At 73.3% G+C, this 19,908-nt stretch carries 14 protein-coding genes; 6 read left to right on the top strand and 8 right to left on the bottom strand.

All coding sequences use genetic code 11. From position 1 onward, the window contains the following. The first annotated feature begins 67 nt into the window (after positions 1-67). From BLA60_RS42940 to BLA60_RS04525, 3 genes are read left to right on the top strand one after another with little or no spacing between them, the layout of a single operon-like run. On the top strand, positions 68-241 hold the full coding sequence (locus BLA60_RS42940; RefSeq protein ID WP_154814102.1) for a hypothetical protein: 174 nt from the start codon (positions 68-70) through the stop codon (positions 239-241). A gap of 10 nt (positions 242-251) precedes the next feature. Further along, positions 252-443, top strand: a complete 192-nt coding sequence (locus BLA60_RS04530) for a hypothetical protein (protein ID WP_075131342.1) — start codon at positions 252-254, stop codon at positions 441-443. Then, complete coding sequence (locus tag BLA60_RS04525) at positions 440-2,314, top strand: FAD/NAD(P)-binding protein (RefSeq protein WP_075131341.1); 1,875 nt, start codon at positions 440-442, stop codon at positions 2,312-2,314. Before BLA60_RS04530 ends, BLA60_RS04525 begins: the two co-directional genes overlap by 4 nt. Before the next feature lie 34 nt (positions 2,315-2,348). On the opposite strand, the gene BLA60_RS04520 is transcribed toward BLA60_RS04525, so the two are convergent. Further along, the gene (locus BLA60_RS04520; protein ID WP_075131529.1) at positions 2,349-2,924 is read right to left on the bottom strand and encodes a dihydrofolate reductase family protein; all 576 of its coding nucleotides are present in this window, start codon (positions 2,922-2,924) and stop codon (positions 2,349-2,351) included. A 335-nt stretch (positions 2,925-3,259) separates the two neighbouring features. Between BLA60_RS04520 and BLA60_RS04515 the strand changes: the two genes are divergently transcribed. After that, entirely contained in the window at positions 3,260-4,300 is a 1,041-nt protein-coding gene (locus BLA60_RS04515) for a hypothetical protein (RefSeq protein WP_154814101.1), read from the top strand. 18 nt (positions 4,301-4,318) lie between these two features. Here BLA60_RS04515 and BLA60_RS04510 read toward each other — a convergent pair whose 3' ends face one another. From BLA60_RS04510 to BLA60_RS04500, 3 genes are read right to left on the bottom strand one after another with little or no spacing between them, the layout of a single operon-like run. Beyond that, positions 4,319-5,092 carry a maleylpyruvate isomerase family mycothiol-dependent enzyme gene (locus BLA60_RS04510; RefSeq protein WP_075131339.1) on the bottom strand — a complete coding sequence of 258 codons (774 nt, stop codon included), beginning with the start codon at positions 5,090-5,092 and terminating at the stop codon, positions 4,319-4,321. Between the two features lie 52 nt (positions 5,093-5,144). Continuing rightward, complete coding sequence (locus BLA60_RS04505; RefSeq protein WP_075131338.1) at positions 5,145-5,804, bottom strand: response regulator transcription factor; 660 nt, start codon at positions 5,802-5,804, stop codon at positions 5,145-5,147. Beyond that, the gene (locus BLA60_RS04500) at positions 5,801-6,985 is read right to left on the bottom strand and encodes a sensor histidine kinase (RefSeq protein WP_211288583.1); all 1,185 of its coding nucleotides are present in this window, start codon (positions 6,983-6,985) and stop codon (positions 5,801-5,803) included. Before BLA60_RS04500 ends, BLA60_RS04505 begins: the two co-directional genes overlap by 4 nt. 131 nt (positions 6,986-7,116) lie before the next feature. Here BLA60_RS04500 and BLA60_RS04495 point away from each other — a divergent pair, with 131 nt between their 5' ends. Further along, positions 7,117-8,025 (top strand): ABC transporter ATP-binding protein, encoded by a 909-nt coding sequence (locus tag BLA60_RS04495; protein WP_075131337.1) that lies wholly within the window; start codon positions 7,117-7,119, stop codon positions 8,023-8,025. Then, positions 8,022-8,846 (top strand): ABC transporter permease, encoded by an 825-nt coding sequence (locus BLA60_RS04490; RefSeq protein WP_075131336.1) that lies wholly within the window; start codon positions 8,022-8,024, stop codon positions 8,844-8,846. Before BLA60_RS04495 ends, BLA60_RS04490 begins: the two co-directional genes overlap by 4 nt. 66 nt (positions 8,847-8,912) lie before the next feature. Here BLA60_RS04490 and BLA60_RS04485 read toward each other — a convergent pair whose 3' ends face one another. Genes BLA60_RS04485 through BLA60_RS04475 form a run of 4 tightly spaced genes read right to left on the bottom strand, consistent with a single transcriptional unit; the run spans position 8,913 to position 19,892 of the window. Continuing rightward, a complete protein-coding gene (locus BLA60_RS04485) occupies positions 8,913-12,893 on the bottom strand; it encodes a S8 family serine peptidase (protein ID WP_084734614.1) in 3,981 nt (1,326 codons plus the stop codon). 42 nt (positions 12,894-12,935) lie between these two features. Beyond that, complete coding sequence (locus BLA60_RS04480; protein ID WP_084734613.1) at positions 12,936-16,703, bottom strand: S8 family serine peptidase; 3,768 nt, start codon at positions 16,701-16,703, stop codon at positions 12,936-12,938. A gap of 32 nt (positions 16,704-16,735) precedes the next feature. Beyond that, a complete protein-coding gene (locus BLA60_RS42935) occupies positions 16,736-16,876 on the bottom strand; it encodes a hypothetical protein (RefSeq protein WP_154814100.1) in 141 nt (46 codons plus the stop codon). A 55-nt stretch (positions 16,877-16,931) separates the two neighbouring features. Beyond that, entirely contained in the window at positions 16,932-19,892 is a 2,961-nt protein-coding gene (locus BLA60_RS04475) for a helix-turn-helix transcriptional regulator (RefSeq protein WP_075131333.1), read from the bottom strand. Positions 19,893-19,908 lie beyond the last annotated feature (16 nt).

The raw sequence follows: 19,908 nt of genomic DNA, 5'->3' as shown, positions 1-19,908 counted from the left end.
CTTTTTCACAAAGATTGCGTGGTGGCATGTCGTGCCGTATTCGTCGAGGTGGCGAAAGGGGTGAACCATGACCACAGCCGAGGCCGCCGCCCGCGTCCGCCAGCGGATCTCACTGACCACCGGCTGGCGCCAGCCCGTAACCGCAGGCCGGCACCGGTCCGCCGGATACCTGCCACTGCCCGGCCGGGTCAGTCAGACGAGCGGCGTGCGGCTGCTCACGTCCGAGAAACACCTCACCTGACGTGAGTCCGATGCGGCGGCACGTGCTGCGCTGGGCAGGCGTACTCCGACGGGTGTGGCAGCGCCACGCCAGCACGCTGGCGTGCGTGCCGGATCCGCACGGCCAGTTCCCCGCACTGCCACTCGACTGGTACCTGCCCGACCCGGGCGCCCACGTGCACATCCCCGAACAACGGACACGCTCGCTGGCTCAGCCGAGGTGAGCACGTTGGTTGTCGTCGGCGCGGGACCGAAAGGTGTCGGACTGCTCGAACGGATCGCCGCCAACGCACCGGAGTTCCCGCGCGGACGGTTGACCGTGCACCTCGTCGACCCGTTCCCGCCGGGGCCGGGGCGGGTGTGGCGGTTCGCGCAGTCACCGCTGCTGCGGATGAACTCGATGCCGGAGGACGTCACGATGTTCACCGACGACACCGTGCGGTGCGCGGGGCCGATCCGGCCGGGCCCGACACTCGCCGAATGGGCGACCGGAGTCCGCGACGGGACGATCGACGCCACCGTGCACGAGTCCCTCACCACCGAGCTGCGGTCGGTCACCGCCACCACGTTCCCCACGCGCCGCCTGCAGAGCGCCTACCTCACGTGGTTCTACGAGCAGGTGCGCGCCGCGCTGCCGGACACCGTCGAGGTTCGGGTGCACGCCGCGCGCGCCGTCGACGTCACCGGCCCACCGGACGGGACACAGACCGTGCGCCTCGCGGACGGCAGCACGCTCGTGACGGACATCGTCGTACTCGCACTCGGCCACCTCGACGCCGCTCCCGGACCGGAGGAGGCGCGGCTCGCCGAGACGGCCCGCGCGCACGGCCTGCGGTACGTCCCGCCCGCCTACACCGCCGACCTGGACCTGTCGCACATCGCACCCGGAGAACCCGTGCTGCTGCGGGGTCTCGGGCTCGCGTTCACCGACCTCGCCGTGCTGCTGACCGAGGGCCGCGGTGGCCGGTTCGTCACCGGGGACCACGGCGCGCTCGTCTACCACCCGTCCGGCGCGGAGCCGCTGCTGTGGGCCGGGTCCCGCCGTGGTGTGCCCTACCACGCGAAACCCGGGTACCGGCTGCACGGCCCGCCCGCACCGCTCCCCCGTTTCTTCGGGCCACCGCAGGTTGACGCGCTGCTCGCGCGGCCGGGGTGGCTCGACTTCGACACCGATGTCTGGCCGTTGATGGCCAAGGACATCGGCTGGGGCTACTACCACGAGCTGTTCACCGGCCACCCGGACCGCGTGCGGATGGACCTCGACGAGTTCGCGGCGCGCTACGCCGCGCCCGACTGGGACAGCGGTGAACTGCGTGCCCTCGTCGAGAAGGCCGTGCCGGGCGAGACCGACCGGCTCGACCTCGCCGCCATCGACCGGCCGCTGCGCGGGCTCGTGTTCCCCGACCGGGGGGCGCTGACCGACCACGTGCGAGCCTACGTCCAGGCCGACCTCACGCGCAGAGGCTCCGCGTCGTTCAGCGCGGACCTGGGTGCGTTCCTGGCGCTGCTGTCGGTGTTCGGGCAGCTCGCACAGCTCGTCGCGGCCGGGAAACTGACCCCGGTGTCCCAGGTGGACGGCGTGGACGGCTGGTGGTTCGGGTTCTTCAGCTTCTACGCGAGCGGACCGCCCGCCCACCGGCTGCGGGAGCTGCTCGCGCTCGAGCGGGCCGGGGTCCTGCGGTTCGTCGGCCCGGACATGCGGGTGCGGGTCGAGGACCGCCGGTTCGTCGCGGACAGCCCAGCCGTGCCCGGCACCGTCGAGACCACCACGCTGGTCGACGCGCGGCTGCCGGCACCGAGCGCTCGGCGGGCCACGGACCCCTTGCTGCGCAACCTGTTCCACCGGGGCGAGCTGGCCGAGGAACTACTGCTCGACGCCGAAGCGGAACGAAGCACCGGCCGGATCCACACGACCACCGAGGGCTTGGTGGTCGACGCGACGGGACGGCCGCACCCACGCCGGTTCGCGCTTGGCCCGCACACCAGCGCGCGATCGCCCGGCGCGTTCACCCGGCCGCGCACCAACGCACCCGGGTTCCGTCAGAACGACGCGGTGGCGCGGCACATCCTCGCGCGGGCCGCTCAGCCCAGGTAGTGATCGGCGACGGGCCGGCGGGACGTGAATGGACTCAGGCATGCGGGGTGGGCCGGTAGATGAGCTCCTGGGTGTGGCCGTCCAGCGTTCGGCTCTCCAGCAGCTCAAGGTCGAAGTCGGCCGCGTCCTGGAAGACCGGGTCCACTCCGGTCCGGCCGGTGATCACCGGGAAGAGCGTCACCTGGACGCGGTCGACCAGACCGGCGGCCATCAGCGCTCGGTTCAACGACAGGCTGCCGTGCGAGCGCAGCGGCACCTCGGACTCCTCCTTGAGCCGGGCGACGACCTGGACCGCGTCGCCGCTCACGACGGTCGCGTCCGGCCAGTCCAGCGGTCCTTCCAGCGTGCTCGACACCACCGTTGTCGGCAGGTTCGTCATCCGAGTGACCCAGGGGTCGCTCAGCCCGGACTCCATGCCCGAGGCCAGCAGCTGCGCGTGCGCCCGATACGTGGTGGCCCCGAGGACCATCCGCTGCTCCACGTCGTACAACGCGAGGCGGCGGTCGAGAAGCTCGGGGCCCTGCTTGCCCCAGTAGCCGCCCCAGTCGCCGATGTGGGCGCCGTAGCCGTCAAGGGTGGAGAAGACGTCGAAGGTGTAGGTGGCGGTCATGATGCTCTCCTCGATCACGGTTGACGGGGACCGGCCCGCTGTCGGCCCCTCACCTTGGCTACGAACACGCTCGACGCCGTTCGACATCACCGTGGAAAAAACTCAGAGGACGGCGGCCGCGAACTCGCGGCACCACCGCCGTGATCCGCGTGGTGGACGATCTCCAGTTTCCGCGCTTCGTGGAGCTTCCGCAGCTCAGCGGGGTCACTGATCGTGAGACCCCCCGCTCACGACTCCCACCGGGATCACAGCCGGGGCTATGACCATTTCGCCCTTCCGGCGGGGCCGGTCATGGGAGCATGGCCGCTTCGAACGGTCCTGTGAGGAGTGTGGTGATGCGTAGAGTCCTGCCCGCGCTGGTGTCCGCCTGTTGTCTGACGCTGGTCGCGTGTGGTGGGGAGCCCCCCGGCGGGTCGGAGACGCCCCCGCTCGGTGGGTCGAGGCTGCTGCTGGCGTTGGATCGCGTCGCCGCCACCGAGGACACCCGGGCCTGGGTGACCTTCGACGACACCGCGGCCCTCGTCGAGCTCGCCGGTGCGGAGCCGGGGGTGGACGAGGGCGGCCATGGCAGTCTGCGCGGTTACGGCGCGGCCAACCTGGCCCCCTACGTCACCGTCATCGAGGAACAGCCGGGGATCGCGCTGCTCGACGCCGACTTCACGGTCAGCGCCGGGCAGCCGCCGCACCTGGTCGGGCTGGTCGCGGGCGGGCAGGACGGCACCAGGATCTCCGAGGGCCTGACCGGTCTCGGCTGGACGCGGGAGGAGCAGACCCTCGTCGCGCCCGCCCTCGGCGAGGTGGACGACGCCCGGTTCGCGTCGCTGACGCTGCAACTGGCCAAGGCCAGGGCCGAGGGGTCCGACCTGGTCTACGGCGGCGTCGGCGCCGACCTGGCGCGCATCGGCGAACCCACCGGGGAGACCCTCGCCGACGACCCCCGGACCAGGGCGCTGAGCGACTGCCTCGGGGACGTCGTCGTCGCGGCCGTGGCCACCCCGAACCTGCGGGCCACGCCCCAACCGACCGCCGTCGCGGTCGGTGTCCGCGCACCGTCCGCGAACACCGACACGCCACACGCGGTCGTCTGCACGTCCTGGTCGTCGGAATCCGACGCCGAGAAGCACCACTCGCTCCTGGACAAGGCGATGAGCGACGGCGCGTCGGGCGCCACCCGCGAGCCGTGGTCCGACCTGTTCGCCGACGTCACCACCGACAACCTCGGCGGCGACCAGCACGTCGTGTCCTGGGACGCCGACACCCCCGGCAAACCCCCGACCCTGGTCATGAACATGCTGAGCAAAGTCGACCTGCCTGGCTTCCCCTGCCAGGGCCGGATGACCCCGGAAATGGCGCGTGAACTCGGCGACTACTGCTGACCCGCCACCGGCAGGAGCTCAGAAGCCGGGGAACACGCGCCTCAGGTCGTCGAGCGTGACGGCGCCCTCGACGGTGACGCCCTTGTCGTACGGTGCCTTGAGCCGGCCGCTGATCAGCCGGACGAACGCCTCCACCGGCCCGTCGAACGTCGCCGACGGCGACTCCAGGTGGTCCACCACGGTCACGCCGTCGTCGATCACCAGGCCGGCGCCGGGGATCGCGACCGACACCGGGTCCGCCAGCTCGGCCGGCTTCGCGAGGAAGCCGACCATGAAGCCCAGCGGCCCCGCCAGGAGGTCCACGACCACCTGGGCCGAGGTGGCGTCCACCCCGGCGTCGGGCTCGAAGGCCACCCGCACGTCCCACGAGTGGTTGGCGACCTCACTGAGCCGCATGCCCAGGGAGACCAGCACCGGCACCGGCTCCGGCAGGAAGCCGAGGTCCACGGTCAGCGACGAGCGCTGCTCCGGGGTGAGCCCCTCGACCAGGTCGAGCCAGCGGCCGGTGTGCTCCAGGAAACCCTCGGCCTGCGCGCGCGGCGTCGACCCGTCCCAGCGGGCCCAGATGGTCTGGTTGTCCTCGTCCGCCACGGTCTCGCCGGCCGCCCGGCCGATCGCCCCCCGGCTGATCTCCGCGCCACTGCCCAGGTGCGACAGGACCTGGGCGACGGTCCATTCGTCGGCGCCGCTGGCGGCCGCCAGCTGGTCGTCGGTGAGGGTACGGACGAGGCCGGCGAGCACGTCGTACTCGGAGCGGAGAGCGGCGACCGTGCGGTCCACGAGTTGACTCATGCCATGCGCAACCACCGAACGACCGCCGGTGTTCCGCGCCCGGCTGGCCTTTTCACGGCGACGGCGTCACCAGGCCAGTCTCGTAGGCGAGGATCACCAGCTGGACCCGGTCGCGGGCGTCGAGTTTGGCCAGCAGCCGGGTCATGTAGGTCTTGGCGGTGGCGGTGCTGATGGACAGTGCCTGGGCGATCTCGGTGTTGGACAGGCCGGTGCCGACCAGGGTCAGCACCTCGCGTTCGCGGTCGGTGATGCCGGTGAGCCGCGCCCGCCGCGCGGGTGGCGCCGGCGGGCGGTTGACGAACTCGGTGATCAGCCGGCGGGTGACGCCGGGGGCGATCAGGGCGTCCCCGGCGGCGACGGTGCGCACGGCGGCGAGGATGTCGTCCAGGGCCATGGACTTGAGGAGGAAGCCGGACGCGCCGGCGTGCAGCGCGCCGTAGACGTACTCGTCGTCGTCGAACGTGGTCAGGACGACAACCCGGGTGGCGGTGGTGCGGGCGGTGATCCGCCGGGTGGCCTCGATGCCGTCGGTCCCGGGCATCCGGATGTCCATCACCACGACGTCCGGGGCGAGGTCCGCCGTCAGCCGGACCGCTTCGGCGCCGTCCGCGGCCTCGCCGACGACCTCGACGTCGGCGGCGTCGGTGATCAGCATGGCGAGGGCGGAGCGGACCAGCGGCTGGTCGTCGGCGAGCACGACACGGACGGTCATCCGGCACCCGCCGCCACGGGGATCGGCAGCCGGGCGGAGACCAGAAAGCCGCCCGCCGGGTGGGGCCCGGCGATGAGGTCGCCGTGCAGCAGGGCGGCCCGTTCGCGCATGCCGGCCAGCCCGTAGCCGGTGCCGGTGACCTCGCCGGTGCCGTGGTCGCGGATCTCGATGGCGAGTTCGCCGGGGCGGTGGTCGATGGTCACCTCGCAGGTGTCGGTGCCGGAGTGCCGCACGGCGTTGGTGACCGACTCCTGGATGATCCGGAAGGCCGCCAGGTCGACGTCGGTGGGCAGCGGGCGGTGGTCGCCCTCCCACCGCACCCGCACGGGGACACCGGCGGCCGTCGTGGTCGAGGCGAGCTGTTCGACGTCGGCCAGGCCGGCGGCCGGACGCAGCGGCGGCCGGTCGTCGCCGGACTCGCGCAACGCGCCGAGCATGTGCTGGAGTCCGGACAGGGTCTCGCGGCCCGTCCGCTCCACGACGCGCATCGCCTCGCGGGCGCGGGCCGGCTGGGTCTCGGCGACCCGGACCGCGGCGCCGGCCTGCAGGGCGATGATCCCGATGCTGTGGGCGACCGTGTCGTGCATCTCGCGGGCGATGCGCAGCCGTTCGGCGGTGACCGCCTGCGCGGCGGCCTGTGCGTTCAGTTGCCGGGTGTGGGCCCTGGCCTGGGACACCGAGTTGCCGACGAGCCACGCCAGGGCTGCCGTCAGGCCCAGGAACGCCTCGGGGACGGTGCCGAGGTCGGCCCGCGCGACGAGGTAGCCGGCCAGCACGCACAGTGTCCCGCCGGCCGCGACGAGCGAGCCGCGCCGGGGCTGGGTGGCCGCGACGTGACAGAGGGCGACGTCCACGGCCAGGAACTGGGTGGGCGGAATCCCGTCCTGCCCCCAGGCCAGCGTCGAGACGACCGTGCCGGCGAGCACCAGCGCGTACCCCACCAGCGGCTGGCGGCGCAGCCGCCCACAGCCGGCCACGACCAGCGCGGCGGCCAGGGCGAGCAGCACCCGCGCCTCGACCGGGTCCAGGCCGCGCCGGGGATAGTTCAGCGAGTACTCGTGCCGGGGCGGCAGCACGACGTACTCCACGATCGGCGCCAGCGCCGCCACGAACCACACCAGCGCCACCCACACACCCGGCGGAACCCGCCTGAGCAGCGGCAGACGCGACGAGACGGACATGGCGCGATCGTCAGTGACCGGTCGCCCCCGGGCATCCAGCCCAGGTTGTACGACCTGGGCCGTCACGGTCGCGGTGAAGTGTCAGCGGCGGTCCGACGACGAGCGGGCCGTCGGGCGGCACCGTTGTCGGCGTGATCGACGTCAACGAACTGACCAAGCGCTACGGCGCCACCACGGCCGTCAACCGGCTGACCTTCACCGTGCGTCCCGGCCAGGTGACCGGGTTCCTCGGGCCCAACGGGGCTGGCAAGTCCACCACGCTGCGAATGATCCTCGGCCTGCACACGCCCACCAGCGGCGCGGTCACCGTCGGCGGCCGCCCTTTCCGGGACCGGTCACGCGGGCTGCGGCACGTCGGTGCGCTCCTGGACGCCCAGGACGTGCACGGTGGGCACACCGCGGTGGCGCACCTGGCGGCCCTGGCCCGGAGCAACCGCCTCCCGCGCGCCCGGGTGACGGAGGTCCTGGAGGAGGTCGGTCTCGCCGGGGTGGCCCGGCGCCGCGTCGACGGGTTCTCCCTCGGCATGAAGCAGCGGCTGGGCATCGCCGCCGCGCTGCTCGGTGACCCCCCGGTCCTGCTGTTCGACGAACCCCTCAACGGCCTGGACCCCGAGGGGGTGAAGTGGGTGCGTGACCTGTTCCTGCGGCTCGCCGCGCAGGGCCGCACGGTGTTCGTCTCCAGCCATCTGATGTCGGAGATGGAACACACCGCCGACCAGCTCGTGGTCATCGGCCGGGGCGAGCTGATCGCGGCGGAGAGCCTCGCGGAGTTCTCGGCCAGGGGCACGCGGCGCGGCGTCGTCGTCGGCACGTCCGCCGCGACCGCGCTGCGGGACCTGCTGGCCGCCGACGGCGCGACCGTGGACCTCGACGGTGACCAGCTCACCGTGACCGGGCTGCCCGCGTCCCGGGTCAGTGAGATCGCCCAGCGGCACCGCATCCCGTTGCACCGCCTCGACACCCGGTCCGCCTCGCTGGAGGAGGCGTTCATGGAACTGACCGCCGCCAGCGTCCAGTACCCGGCGGGAGAATCCCGATGAGCGCCATCGTCCCCGTCGTCGAACCCCGTGCCCGCCTCGTCGACCTCGTCGCCGCCGAGTGGATCAAACTCCGGTCCCTGCGCTCCACCTGGATCGCCTACGGGATCACCGCCGTGGTCGTCGTCGGGTTGAACGCCGCCATCGCCGTCGACACCTCCAGCCACTGGAAACCGGATCCGGTCGAGGACGCCCGGTTCGTCCGGGACGGGATCCCGCTGTTGGAGGCGTTCACCAGCAACTCCGCCCTGATCATGATGCTCGCCCTCGGCACCCTCGGCGCCCTCATGATCATCGGCGAGTACGGCACCGGCACGATCCGCTCCACGCTGGCCGCCGTCCCGGCCCGGCGCTCGGTGATGACCGCCAAGGCGGCCGTCCTCACCGTGGTCACGACGGTCTTCGGCACCCTTGTCGCGACGGCCTCGTTCCTCCTGACCCAGGCGATCCTCCACAGCCGGAACCTGGGCGTGTCGATCACCCACCCCGGTGCCGCGCGGGTCGTGGTGGCCTCCGCCCTGCTCGCACCGGTGTGCGCGCTGGTCGGCCTGGCGCTCGGCGCGGTGATCCGCCGGACCGCCGCCACCCTGACGGCCTCGGCCGGGGTTCTCGTCCTGCTCCCCCTGCTGCTGACCGAGGGCAGCCGCTGGTCGGCAGTCGCCGCGCACGCCACCCCGTTCCACGCGTGGTCGCGCATCGTGACGCCCCGACCCCACCCGACCCCTTACCCGTGGACCACCGGCGGAGCCTGGACCGTTCTCGCGGCGTGGGCTCTGGTCGCCGCCGCCGTCACCATCGTCAGCCTCCACCGCCGCGACCAGTAGCGATATGTCCGCAGAGGACGGGACATTCGCCACGGTCGGCCGACCGTGGCGAATGTCCCGGGGTGGTCAGCGGCGGAGGCTCGCGCACTGGCCGGTCGTGCGGCCGGCCACCTCGTTGCGCTCGTCCTGGTCCGACGGGACGGGGGCGTTGCCGGCGCAGGACAGGGTGCCGGCGATGCTGTTGCCGGACACCACGAAGGTGGAGTCGCCGGTGATGTTGTCCCGCAGGGTGACGTCGCCGGCGATCCGGTTGCCGGACAGCACCAGACCGTCGGCGCCGGTCACCGTGATCCGGCCGGCCAGTCTGGTGTCCCGCAGCAGCACGACCGAGGCGTCGACAGCCGTGAGCCTGCCGTTGACCACCGCGCCGGAGGTGACCAGACCGGCGCCGGGCCCGACGGTGACCCCGCCGTGCACGATCGCGTCCGGGGACAGGCAGGTCACCCCGGTGGTGACCGTCAGACCACCGGGGTGGGTGCCGGTGACCGTTCGGTCGCAGCGGACCACCCGCAGCGGGGTGCTGGCCTGGCCGACGGCGAGCCGGTGGTGGCCGGGCTGGTCCAGTCGCGTCGTCCAGTCGACCTGGGTGGTCCGGGCCGGGGCCAGGGTGACCGTCGTCGTGTCGAGGACCTTCCCGTCGACGGTCAGGGTCGCGTCGTGGTCACCGGGGGCCGTTCCGACGTTGGTCACGTTGGCCCGGACGGTGACCCGGTCGGTGGTCGTGGCCAGGTCCGGGCGGACCCGCAGACCCCACGGCACGAACACCGGGCGCCGCACCTGGGCCTTGGCCTCGTAGCCGATGGTCGCGTAGTCGCGGTTCGTGCCGACGCCGAAGCTGAAGCCGGTCACGTACACCCGGGCCGAGTCCTCGCTGACCTGGAGCGCCCGACCGCTGTCGAAGCTGTCGCGCGGGCCGTTGTACCTGGCCTGCCACAGTTCGGCGCCGTCGGCGGCGGCGTAGGCGACCGTGCCGATGTCGTTGTCGGTGCCCACCCCGGTGCTGTGTCCGGTGACGAACACCGCCGAGCCGTCCGGGCTGACCGCCACCGCGTTCGCGATGTCGCTGCCGGCGGCGGGACCGTCGTAGCGCCGCAGCCAGCGCTGCTCGCCCGTCGCGGTGTCGTAGGCGATCGTCGCGTAGTCGTCGTCGACGACCCCCTCGCTCCGGCCGGTCACGTAGACGGTCGAGCCGTCGGGGGCCAGGTCCAGGCCGAAGGCGTAGTCCGCGCCACGGCCCGGACCGTCGTAGCGGGCCACCCACAGTTCCTCGCCGGTGTCGCGGTCGTAGGCGACGGTCGCGTAGTCGATGCCGTTGGCGCCCGGGCTGTGACCGGTCACGACCACCGTCGACGAGTCCGGGCTCACCCGCAGGTCCTGGGCGGAGTCGCTGCCGCCGGCACGGGGACCGCTGTAGCGGGCGACCCACAGTTGCTCGCCGGTGTCGGCCCGGTAGCTGATGGTCGCGTAGTCGAAGTCGTTCGACACCCCGCTGGCCGGACGGCTGTAGCCGGTGACGTGGACCGTGGCGCCGTCGGGGGCCACGCGCACCGCCATCGCGGTGTCGGTGAGCGCCCCCGGCCCGTCGTAGCGCGCCACCCACAGCCGGTCACCGGTCGTGGCCCGGTAGGCGATCGTCGCGTAGTCCCGCCACACGTCGTCGCTGTAGCCGGTCACGTAGACGGCGGAACCGTCGGGGCTGATGGCCAGGCCCAGCGCGGAGTCCTCGTCGGTGCCGGGCCCGTCGTAGCTGGCCGTCCACCGCTGGGCCCCGGTCCCGGCGTCGTAGGCCACCAGCGCGTAGGCGCTCTTGGTGGTCCCGGCCAGGGTGGTCGAACCGGCGACGTAGAGGGTCTCGCCGTCGGCGCTGACACCGATCACGTTTCCCTTGTCCGCGCCGTTCGCCGACCCGTCGTGGCGGGTCTCCCACTGCCGCGCCCCGGTGGCGGTGTCGTAGGCGATGGTGACCATGTCGACGCCCGTGCCGGCGCCGGGGCTCTCCCCCGTCACGTACATGGTGTCGCCGTCCGGGCTGAGCACCATGTCGCTGGGGACGTCGCTGGCGCCCGCGGTGCCGTCGTAGCGGGTCGTCCACAGGTGCTGGAGTTCGCACTTCTCGCCGCACCGCAGCACGAAGTCCTCGGTGACCGAGCCGTCCCGCTCGACCACGACCGTGCTCGGCGCCTCGCCGGGGAACATCTCGTGCGCGGCGCTGACCTCGTAGGTCCCGACGGGCGCGGCGACCAGGAACGTGCCGTCGGCGCCCGTGGTGGTCAGCGGGACGGTCCCGGCCTTGATGGTGGCGCCCGGGACACCGAGCCCACCCTTGTCCAGGGTGACCCGGCCGGTGATCGTCCCGGTGGGCAGCCGTGTCAGACCGGCGTCCACCTCGGCGATCGCGGCGTCGCGCACCACGACGTCGGACAGGGTCAGCCGCTCGAAGCCGAACCGCGTGACCTCCACGTCGTAGGTGCCTGGCAGCAGGTTGATCCGGTACCGGCCGTCGGCGCCGGAGCCGATCGCGACGGGCACGTCCCCGTCGAGGACCCGCACCTGGGCGTCGGCGACCGGCGTGCCGCTGGCGGCGTCGGTGACCTGACCGCCGATACCGGCGGTGCCGGCCACCCGGAGCGTGGCACCGAGCGCGTCCAGCCTGCCCTGGCCGTACACGTTGTTGTTCTCCGGCGTGCCGCCGCAGCTGAGGTCCTCGGTGTCGATGGCCGTGGCGTCCAGCGCGGCGCGGGTCGCCGGCAGCTCGCCGACCAGGTCCTCGGCGGCCGACCACAGCAGCGCCACCGTGCCCGCCACGTGCGGCGCCGCCATGGACGTGCCGTTGTAGCTCTCGTAGCCGTCACCGGGCACGGCGGAGCGGACGGCGACGCCCGGCGCGGACAGGTTGGGCTTGATCTCGTTGTCGCGGCCGGGACCCCGGCTGGAGAACCGGGCGATCGTGTTGGCGCTGTCGTAGGCGCCGACGCCGTAGGACGACGAGGCGTCGCCGGGTGAGCCTGCGCTGCCGCACGCCGGTCCTTCGTTGCCGTTGGAGAACACCGGGAACATCCCCGCCGCTGACCAGGCGTTGACCATCGCGTCGTAGAAGTCGCTGCCGCCCGCCCCGCCCCAGGAGTTGTTCACCACGTGCGGCCGTAACTCCGGGCGGGGGTTCTGGCCGGCGAGGTCGGTCGGGGCGAGCATGAACTGGCCGGCCGACAGCAGCGCGTTGAGCGAACAGGTCTGGCCCTCGCACCCCTTCGCCGCGATCCAGCGTGCCCCCGGCGCCACCCCGATCCGGTTGTCGGCCCCGTCGGCGCCCACCATGGTTCCCATCGTGTGGGTGCCGTGGCCGCTGTTGTCGCACGGCTCGGCGGCGGCACAGACCTGGGACGGATCCCACCACTGGTAGTCGTGGTCGAAGGTGCCGTCGCCCCGGTTCCCCCGGTACTGGGCGACCAGCGCCGGGTGGGTGAACTGCACCCCGGAGTCGATGTTGCCCACCACGACGCCCTCGCCCCGCACACCCAGCTCCGACCAGACCCGGTCGGCGCGGATGTTGTCGATGCCCCACTCCACGGCACCGGCCCGGACGTCGGCGCGCTCGGTCGCCCGGACCGGGACGGGCAGCGCCACCGGCTCGTCGGCCTGGATCTCGGCCACGCCGTCCTGGGCGAGCACGGCGTCCAACGTCGGCCGGTCACCGTCGCGCACCAGGACCCGGTTGGCGATCCAGAACGGTTCGACGTCGGCACCGCGCTCGGTCAGGTCGGCGACCAGGTCGCGCTGACTGTCCCGGGCGGTCCGGACCAGCGTGTCGTACACGTGGCGACCGCGCTCGGCCCAGTCGGTGATCTCGTCGGCACCGGCGAGGTCCGCCGCCTCGTCGAACACGACCCAGAAGTCGGTTCTTGCCTCGTCCGCCAGCGTGCTGGCCACCGCCGGGGCGACCGGAACGTCGCGCTGTTCGGTCTCCTGCGCCGTGGCGGGGGTCGCCGGCAGGACGGCCGCCAGCACGGCGACCGCGCCGGCTGACACCGTCCAGCGTCTGAATCTCATCGTCGTCGTCTCACTCTCGCTCGGCACGGGGGTGTGGGTGGGTCAGCGGGCGGACAGTCGCCAGGCGCGGGTGACCTCCTGCTGGACGCGGTTGCCCGCCGCGTCCCAGGCCTCGACCCGCACGGTGGCGTGCCCGGTCGGGGTGTCGCCGGCGGCCACGGAGTCGAGCACCGCCCGGAAGTTGCCCTCGCCCGGCCGGGCCCTGGTCGGGCGCTGCTGCCAGGTGGCCCCGTCGTCGTAGGAGATCCACACCTTCGCGCCGGCGATCCTGGCTCCCTGGTAGCCGGCCTGGTGGCGCACCCGCAGGTCGAGGGTGGCCGGGCCGGGGCGCTCGCTGGGCGGCACGGCGGTGTTGGTCAGGTCGAGCTGGGTGCTGTACTCCAGGTCGAGCAGCGGCACCAGTTCGGGTTCGGCGGCGTGCTCGGTGCGGAAGGTCCAGTTGGTCAGCGTCCGGGTGGAGGTCTGCCACCACGCCGCCCGGCGGGTGGTCGCCAGCTCCAGGCGCACGGTCGACCCGCCGGCGGGCAGGTTGCTCAGCTTCACCGTCGGACGAGGCGCCTCACCGACGAACTCCCCGTCGAGGTAGAACTTCAGCGGCGCGGTGTCGGTGCTGGTGTCGAGGAATCCGTGGTGCTCGGTGACGCTGCTGTCGGACCACTCGGCCACCCGGAACGTGATCTCGTCGCCGTCGCGGATCACCGGGTTCCCGGGATTCCGTGGGCCCGCGGGATCGAGCACCGTCGGGTGGTGCACGCCCTGGAACCAGTCGTGCCGGACCCGGGTCACGTCGGGATAGGTGACGTCGCGCTCCTGCAGGCCCGCCTCACCGGGGTACTGGCCGGCGACCGCCTGCCGGTACAGCGAGTCGGTGCCGGCGGTGACGTACTCGGTTCGCCGGTGCGCGCCCTTGGCCGCCGAGTACTGCTGCGCGGAGTGCACCAGGTAGGGCCGCCACAGCGCCCGGTACTCCCCCAGCGGCTCGCCGGGTTCGCCGTGGAAGGCGTTGTCCACCCGGACGAGGTTCCTGGTGCGCGCCACCTCGTCGATGCCGTCGGGCAGGGCGCCGGTGCGCGTCAGCGCCAGGTCGTACAGGTAGGGCGACCACGCCGTCCCCGACACCGCGACGGTGACCCGCCCCGCGTCGAGCTGGTCGAGCAGCCGCCGGCCGTCCTCGCCGGAGACGGCCATCGACGGGATCCGCGCGCCGGCGCCGACCGAGCCGAAGAAGTAGCCGCTGGTGTCGTGCATGACCACCAGCGCGGCGGCCCCGTGCGACCGCGCGGTCGCCTCGATCTGGGCGTAGGGGATCGCGGAGCGCAGCACCAGGACCGCCTTGCCGGCGACGTCCAGGCCGGCGTAGTCCGCTTCGGTGCCCGTCCCGGCGTGGACCAGGTCCAGCGACGTCGACGAGTCGATCTCGGGTGTGCCCGCGAGCGGCTGGACGTAGAGCTCCCGGGTCTCGGGCGACACCACGCGCAGCGCCAGCGCCGGGTCGGCGAGCCGAATCTGTTGGACGAACTCGAGATCGTTCAGTTCGGCCGGCCCGGACTCCAGGAGGTAGGTCGGTGTCCAGACGCCGAGCCACTGCGGCGCGAAGTTCTCGCTCTGGTCCGGTCCGCCGTAGCCGACCACGGTCTTCTGCGGCTGACCGGCCGGCGAGGCCAGCGGATGGGCCGGGGTGTCGACGCTGATCGGCTTCGCGTCGCGGGCGTCGAGGTCCACCGTGGTGTCCTCGTCCAGGCGCAGCGTCGGGACCCCGATCATCGTCCTGTCCAGCGAGTACCGGTTGTCGCCGTCCATGGTGCGGAGCTGGCCGATGACGTAGTAGGTCCCCGGCGGGAACCGCCCGGTGGCGACGCCGTTGTCGAAGTACAGCTGCTGCCAGGGCTGCTCCGGGTCGCTGGCGTCGAGTACGTAGACGCTGCTGGAGCGGGTCGCGGGACGGCCGTCGCGCGCGACGCCGGTGAGGGTCAGGTCGGCCATCTCGGGCTCGACGTGGAAACCGACCGGTGTCCGCAGGGTCAGCTCGCCGGCCCGCGCGACCAGGTGGCCGCCGTAGGTGCCCTTGGGCAGGTCCCGGACGTCCAGGCGCACCGTCGCGTCGGCGGTGCCGCCGGCGGGAACGGTGACGGTGGTCGGGCCGACCGACAACGCGGTCTCCGGCGCCGCGGTGCCGTCCTCGTGGGTGACCTCCAGGGTCAGGTCGAGGGTGACGGCGGTGTCGCCACGGTTGGTGTAGGTCACCGGCTTCTCGGTCACCGGCACGCCGGACTGCGGGTACTCGAAGAAACCGAGGTCCAGCGGCTCGGGCGAGGCCAGCACCGGGGAGCCGATCGCCGCCGGGACGTCGATCAGGCCGCCGCCCTGTTCGTAGACGCTCAGCTCCGGGTTGGCGTTCGCGGTGGCGATCAGCTCGGCCTTGACCTGGCTCGCGGTCAGTCCCGGGTCGTGCTGGAAGGCGATCGCCGCCGCGCCCGCGACGTGCGGGGTGGCCATCGAGGTGCCGTTCGCGGACGTGTACAGGTCGTCCACGGGCGTTCCCATGGACGTCCCGCCGGCGCGCGCCGCCACGATGCCCACGCCCGGCGCGGTGACGTCCGGCTTGATGGCGAAGTCGCCCAGACGCGGCCCCCGGCTGGAGAACGACGCCAGCTTCCCGTTCTTGTCGACCGCGCCGACGGTCAGCGCGGCGTCGGCCGAGCCGGGCGCGGCGATACTGCCGGCCTTCGCCCCGTTGTTGCCGGCGGCCACCACGAACAGCGTGTTCGGGTTCTGGGCACTCAGCTCGTCGACCGCCCTCGCGGTGGGGGCGGTGCCGTCGTCGCCGACGTTGGTGCCGATGCTCATGCTGATCACGTCGGCCAGCGGCGCCGCCCACTCCATCGCGGCGATCGTGCCCGACGTCGGGCAGGAGCCGGAGGAGTCGCAGATCTTGCCGATCAGCAGGTCCGCGCCGGGCGCCACCCCGGTGAACTTGCCGTCGGACCCGGCGCCGGTGCCGGCGATGGTGCTGGCGACGTGGGTGCCGTGGCCGTGCTCGTCGGCCATGCCGGCGTCGCCGGTGAAGTTCAGCGTCCCGACGATCTGCCCGGCCAGGTCGGGGTGGTCGGCGTCCACGCCGGTGTCCAGCACGGCCACGGTCTGGCCGGAGCCGTCGAACCCGAGCGACCACGCCTCGGGCGCGCCGATCATCGGCACGCTCGTGTCCAGCTCGATCTCGGCGAGCTCGTCCAGCCAGACCTTCCCGGTCGTGGCGGCGCTCGTCGCGTTCCCGGCGGGTGTCCTGGCCGACCACCAGTCGCCGCCCGGCGCGACCGTGGCGGCGTACCCGTCGACGCTCGGCAGGCGGCCGGTCACCTCCGCGCCCGGGGGCGTCGACGCGGCGGCGGTGGCCGCCACGCCGGTCACGACCACCGGCACGCCGTCGGTGTAGCCGTACTCGGCCAACTTGGTGACGTTGAACAGCTCCCGGTCCAGCCGGCCCGGGATCAGCGGCGCCGCGTCCGAGGGCACGACGTAGAGGTCCTCGCCGGTCTCGAGCACCTCGAACTGCGGCTCCTGGCCGGAGGTCCGGGGCGCCGCGTCGACGACCACCGACCGCCGTTGCCCCGCCGGTGTCTCCAGCGCCACGCGGTCGCCGGTGACGAGGGTGATCGACCCCGCGGTGGTGCCGGGGCCGGACACCACCGTGACGGCAGGTGCCCGGCCCCGGTCGTCCGGTTCGGCCGCGGCGGCGCCCGTCAGCACGGGAACGAGGATCACCACCGCCAGCAACGACAGTGGTCCACGGGAACGGGATCGTCGGGTCATCGACAACTCCTTGTCCTCAGGGCAGGTCAGGGTCACAGCGGTTCGTAGTGTTTGCCGCTGTCGCCGCCGGGCTTGTCAGAGTCGTTGCGCGGAGCCGAAGGCTCGTCGTCCTGTTCAGGCAGTAGGTGCGCCGCCTGCGCGAGATCGTCGGTGTCAACCGGTTCGTCCGCCACCGGCCAAGCATGCAGAACGCGGGAACGGGTAGCGACCGTGCAGACTACGTGGAATTCATCCCTCGTCGCCGGGTCGCCGCGCGTTCGCGGGGAGGACACCGGCCTCGATCGCGGCGATGGCGAGCGCGGTCCGCGACGTCACCTCGAGCTTGCGCATCGCGGACTTGACGTGGCCCTCCACCGTGCGCGGGGACAGGAACAGGGTCGCGGCGGCCTGCCGGTTGGTCATCCCCCTGGCGACCAGGCCGACCACGTCCAGCTCGCGCGGGGACAGCTGGTCGCCGTAGCCGCGCCGCCCGCCGCGCCAGGCCCGCGCGACCTCCCGCCCGTGCTCGCGCACCAGCTGCGCCACCCGGTCGGCGTCCCACCGGGCGCCGAGGTCGCGCAGGCGCTGCTGGGTGTCGCCGAGCAACGTCAACGCGGTGTCGCGCTCGTCGCCGTCCAGCAGTGCCCGGCCCCGCCGTTCCTGGCAGAGCAGCGCGTCGTAGGGGCGGGGCAGCGCCGCCCACAGCCGCGCCGCGTCGTCGAACAGGCCGGCCGCCCGGCACGGGTCGCCCACCGCTCCGGTCACGATCGCCCGACAGGTCCCGAGCGCGGCGGCGGCCGCCGGGATGGGCCGGCCGGCCAGCTCGTCGGCGAACGTGGCGACGAAGCTCCGCGCGTCGTCGACGGCCCCGACGCCCAGCAGCGCGTCCACGTGGGTGGGCGCGATGTCGGTGACCCACAGCCACACGCACTTGCGCGCGATCATGTCCACGACCGGACCGGTGACCGCGAGCGCCTCGGCCGGGTTCCCGTCGGCCAGGCACAACCGCGCCAGCGCCGCCGGCACGGCGACCGACTCCGGGTCGGTGACACCGAGCCGGGCCTGTTCGGCGGCGACCTCACGCAGGCCCGGGGAGCGGGTGCCGGCGGCGAGGTCGAGCAGGCAGCGGACCTGTCTGCTGTGCAGCAGGTTGTGCGGGTCGATGTCCTCGCTGCCGGCCAGGTCCGCCACCCGCTCGGCCAGGCCCGGCCAGCTCCCCGTGTACCAGTCCAGGCGGTCCTGCGCGGACCGCGCCTCGTAGGCCAGCCGGCGGTACTCGGTGGACTCGATGCGCCGGAAGTTCGCCGCCAGGTGCTCACGCGCGTCGTCGAACCGGCCCCAGGCCAGCATCACCCAGACCGCGTTGGTCAGCGCGCGGGCGACGTTGCGCACGCCCGCGCTGGCCGGTGGCGTGCCGGCGAGGTCGTTGAGGACCTCCCAGCCCTCGTCGTCGCCGAGCAGGAGCAGCGCGGTCAGCCGCATGTTGTGGAACGCCTGCTGGTCCCCCGGGTCGACCTGGTCGACCAGTTCCCCCGCGCGGTCGAGCCAGTACCGGTGCCTGGCGGCCGGCCAGTCCGGGATCAGCGGCAGCGCCATGTTGGCCATGGCCCGGATCGCGAGCTCCGGGGACCGGCCGAGCTCGTCGACGGCCGACTCCCACTGCCCGAAGGCGGCCGACCGCTCCCCGACCACCCACAGCATCCGGCCGAGCAGCAACCGCAGCTCGCCCCGGTCGGTCTCGTCGATGTCGCCGGAGTCCAGCACCCCGCCGAGGACCTCGACCACCCGCCCGGCGAGGTCACCGAGCGCGGCCGCCCCGAAGAAGGCGGCCCGGCCCAGCTCGTGCGCCAGCCGGACCCGCCGGTCGATCGGGTGCTCGGTGGAGCCCATGACCTGCAGCAGGGTCTCCACGGCGGTGCGGTCGTCGCCGGACTCCAGGGCGAGCGCGGCACTGGCCTGCGCGTAGTGGCGCCACCGCTCGTCGTCGCCGGCCTCGCGGAAGTGGTGCGCGAGGCGCGCGACCGGCGGGTGGTCGGCCAGCAGCAGCGCCCGCGCCGCCCGGCGGTGCAGGCGACGCCGTTCGGAGATCGGGATCGCCTCCCTGATCGCCTGGGTGTCCAGGACGTGGCGGAAGGTGAAGCGATCGGGCGAACGCTCCAAGAGCAGCCCGGAGCTCAGCGCGGCGGCCAGCCCCCGCCGCACCGCGCCGTCGTCGAGGTCGGCGACCACGGCCAGCAGCGCGTCCCCGACGGGATCGGCCAGGACGCTCACCGCCTCCAGCAGCCGCTGGGTGTCCTGGTCGAGCCGGCGGACCCGTTCCAGGACCGACTCGCGCACGGTGGCCGGCAGGTCCAGTTCGGCCAGGGTCCGGCGGGTCCAGCGCCCGTTCTCGCGGAGGATGTCGTCGCGGTCCTCCAGCAGCAGCAGGTACTCCTCCACGACCAGCGGGATGCCGTCGGTGGCGTCGTGCAGGTACCGCGCGAACTGCTCGGAGACGTCGTCGGTGGCGTAGACGGACGCCACCAGCCGCCGGATCTGCTCGACGTCCAACGGCCGGAGCTCGACCCGGACCCGGGCGCCGCCGGCCGGAGCCCGCGCGGTGAGCCGAGGCAACGCGGAGGACGCCGGCACCTCCCACGGCCGGAACGACACCACGATCGACAGGTCGCGTTCCTCGGCGCACAGCGTCAGCAGCCAGTCCAGCGTGGCCGGATCGGCCCAGTGGACGTCCTCGACGACCAGGACGTCCACGCCGAGGCGCTCGACCAGTTCGGCGAGCGCCCGGAACAACCGGTGTCGGACCGCGCTCGGGTTGTCCAACGCCTCCGGCGCCGGCGGGAGCCCGGCCGCCCACTCCGGGAACAGCGGGCGCAGCGCGCCGCCCAACGCGCTCAGCCCCAGCCCGCCGGGGTCGGTCACCAACCGCCGCACACCGGTCACCACCGCCCCCAGCGGGGACGGCTCCAACACCGGCGGACAGGTCGCGAACAACACCCGCTCGTTCGACGCCCGGTCCTCGGGCGTCGCCAGGACCTCCCGCAGCAGCCGGGTCTTCCCGATCCCGGCCTCCCCCTCCACCAGCACGAGCGCCGAGCCCTTGGCCAGCGCACCCCGCACCCTGCTGGTCGCGTCGTCGCGGCCGACCAGCGCGGGCGTCCGCCCCCGCCGACCATCCGATGCCCACCGACGCCGTTCGGCTCGCGCAGCCACCCTCGACCTCCGCATC

Source organism: Actinophytocola xinjiangensis (assembly GCF_001921215.1).
Classification (GTDB): domain Bacteria; phylum Actinomycetota; class Actinomycetes; order Mycobacteriales; family Pseudonocardiaceae; genus Actinophytocola; species Actinophytocola xinjiangensis.
Note: the sequence above shows the minus strand (reverse complement) of the source record. Positions and strands in the feature narration are given on the sequence as shown.

Bases quoted from the DNA above. Each gene is read 5' to 3' on its own strand.
- BLA60_RS42940 (WP_154814102.1), top strand. From the start codon at position 68: ATGACCACAGCCGAGGCCGCCGCCCGCGTCCGCCAGCGGATCTCACTG.
- BLA60_RS04530 (WP_075131342.1), top strand. From the start codon at position 252: ATGCGGCGGCACGTGCTGCGCTGGGCAGGCGTACTCCGACGGGTGTGG.
- BLA60_RS04520 (WP_075131529.1), bottom strand. From the start codon at position 2,924: ATGACCGCCACCTACACCTTCGACGTCTTCTCCACCCTTGACGGCTAC.
- BLA60_RS04515 (WP_154814101.1), top strand. From the start codon at position 3,260: ATGCGTAGAGTCCTGCCCGCGCTGGTGTCCGCCTGTTGTCTGACGCTG.
- BLA60_RS04510 (WP_075131339.1), bottom strand. From the start codon at position 5,092: ATGAGTCAACTCGTGGACCGCACGGTCGCCGCTCTCCGCTCCGAGTAC.
- BLA60_RS04505 (WP_075131338.1), bottom strand. From the start codon at position 5,804: ATGACCGTCCGTGTCGTGCTCGCCGACGACCAGCCGCTGGTCCGCTCC.
- BLA60_RS04500 (WP_211288583.1), bottom strand. From the start codon at position 6,985: ATGTCCGTCTCGTCGCGTCTGCCGCTGCTCAGGCGGGTTCCGCCGGGT.
- BLA60_RS04490 (WP_075131336.1), top strand. From the start codon at position 8,022: ATGAGCGCCATCGTCCCCGTCGTCGAACCCCGTGCCCGCCTCGTCGAC.
- BLA60_RS04485 (WP_084734614.1), bottom strand. From the start codon at position 12,893: ATGAGATTCAGACGCTGGACGGTGTCAGCCGGCGCGGTCGCCGTGCTG.
- BLA60_RS04480 (WP_084734613.1), bottom strand. From the start codon at position 16,703: ATGACCCGACGATCCCGTTCCCGTGGACCACTGTCGTTGCTGGCGGTG.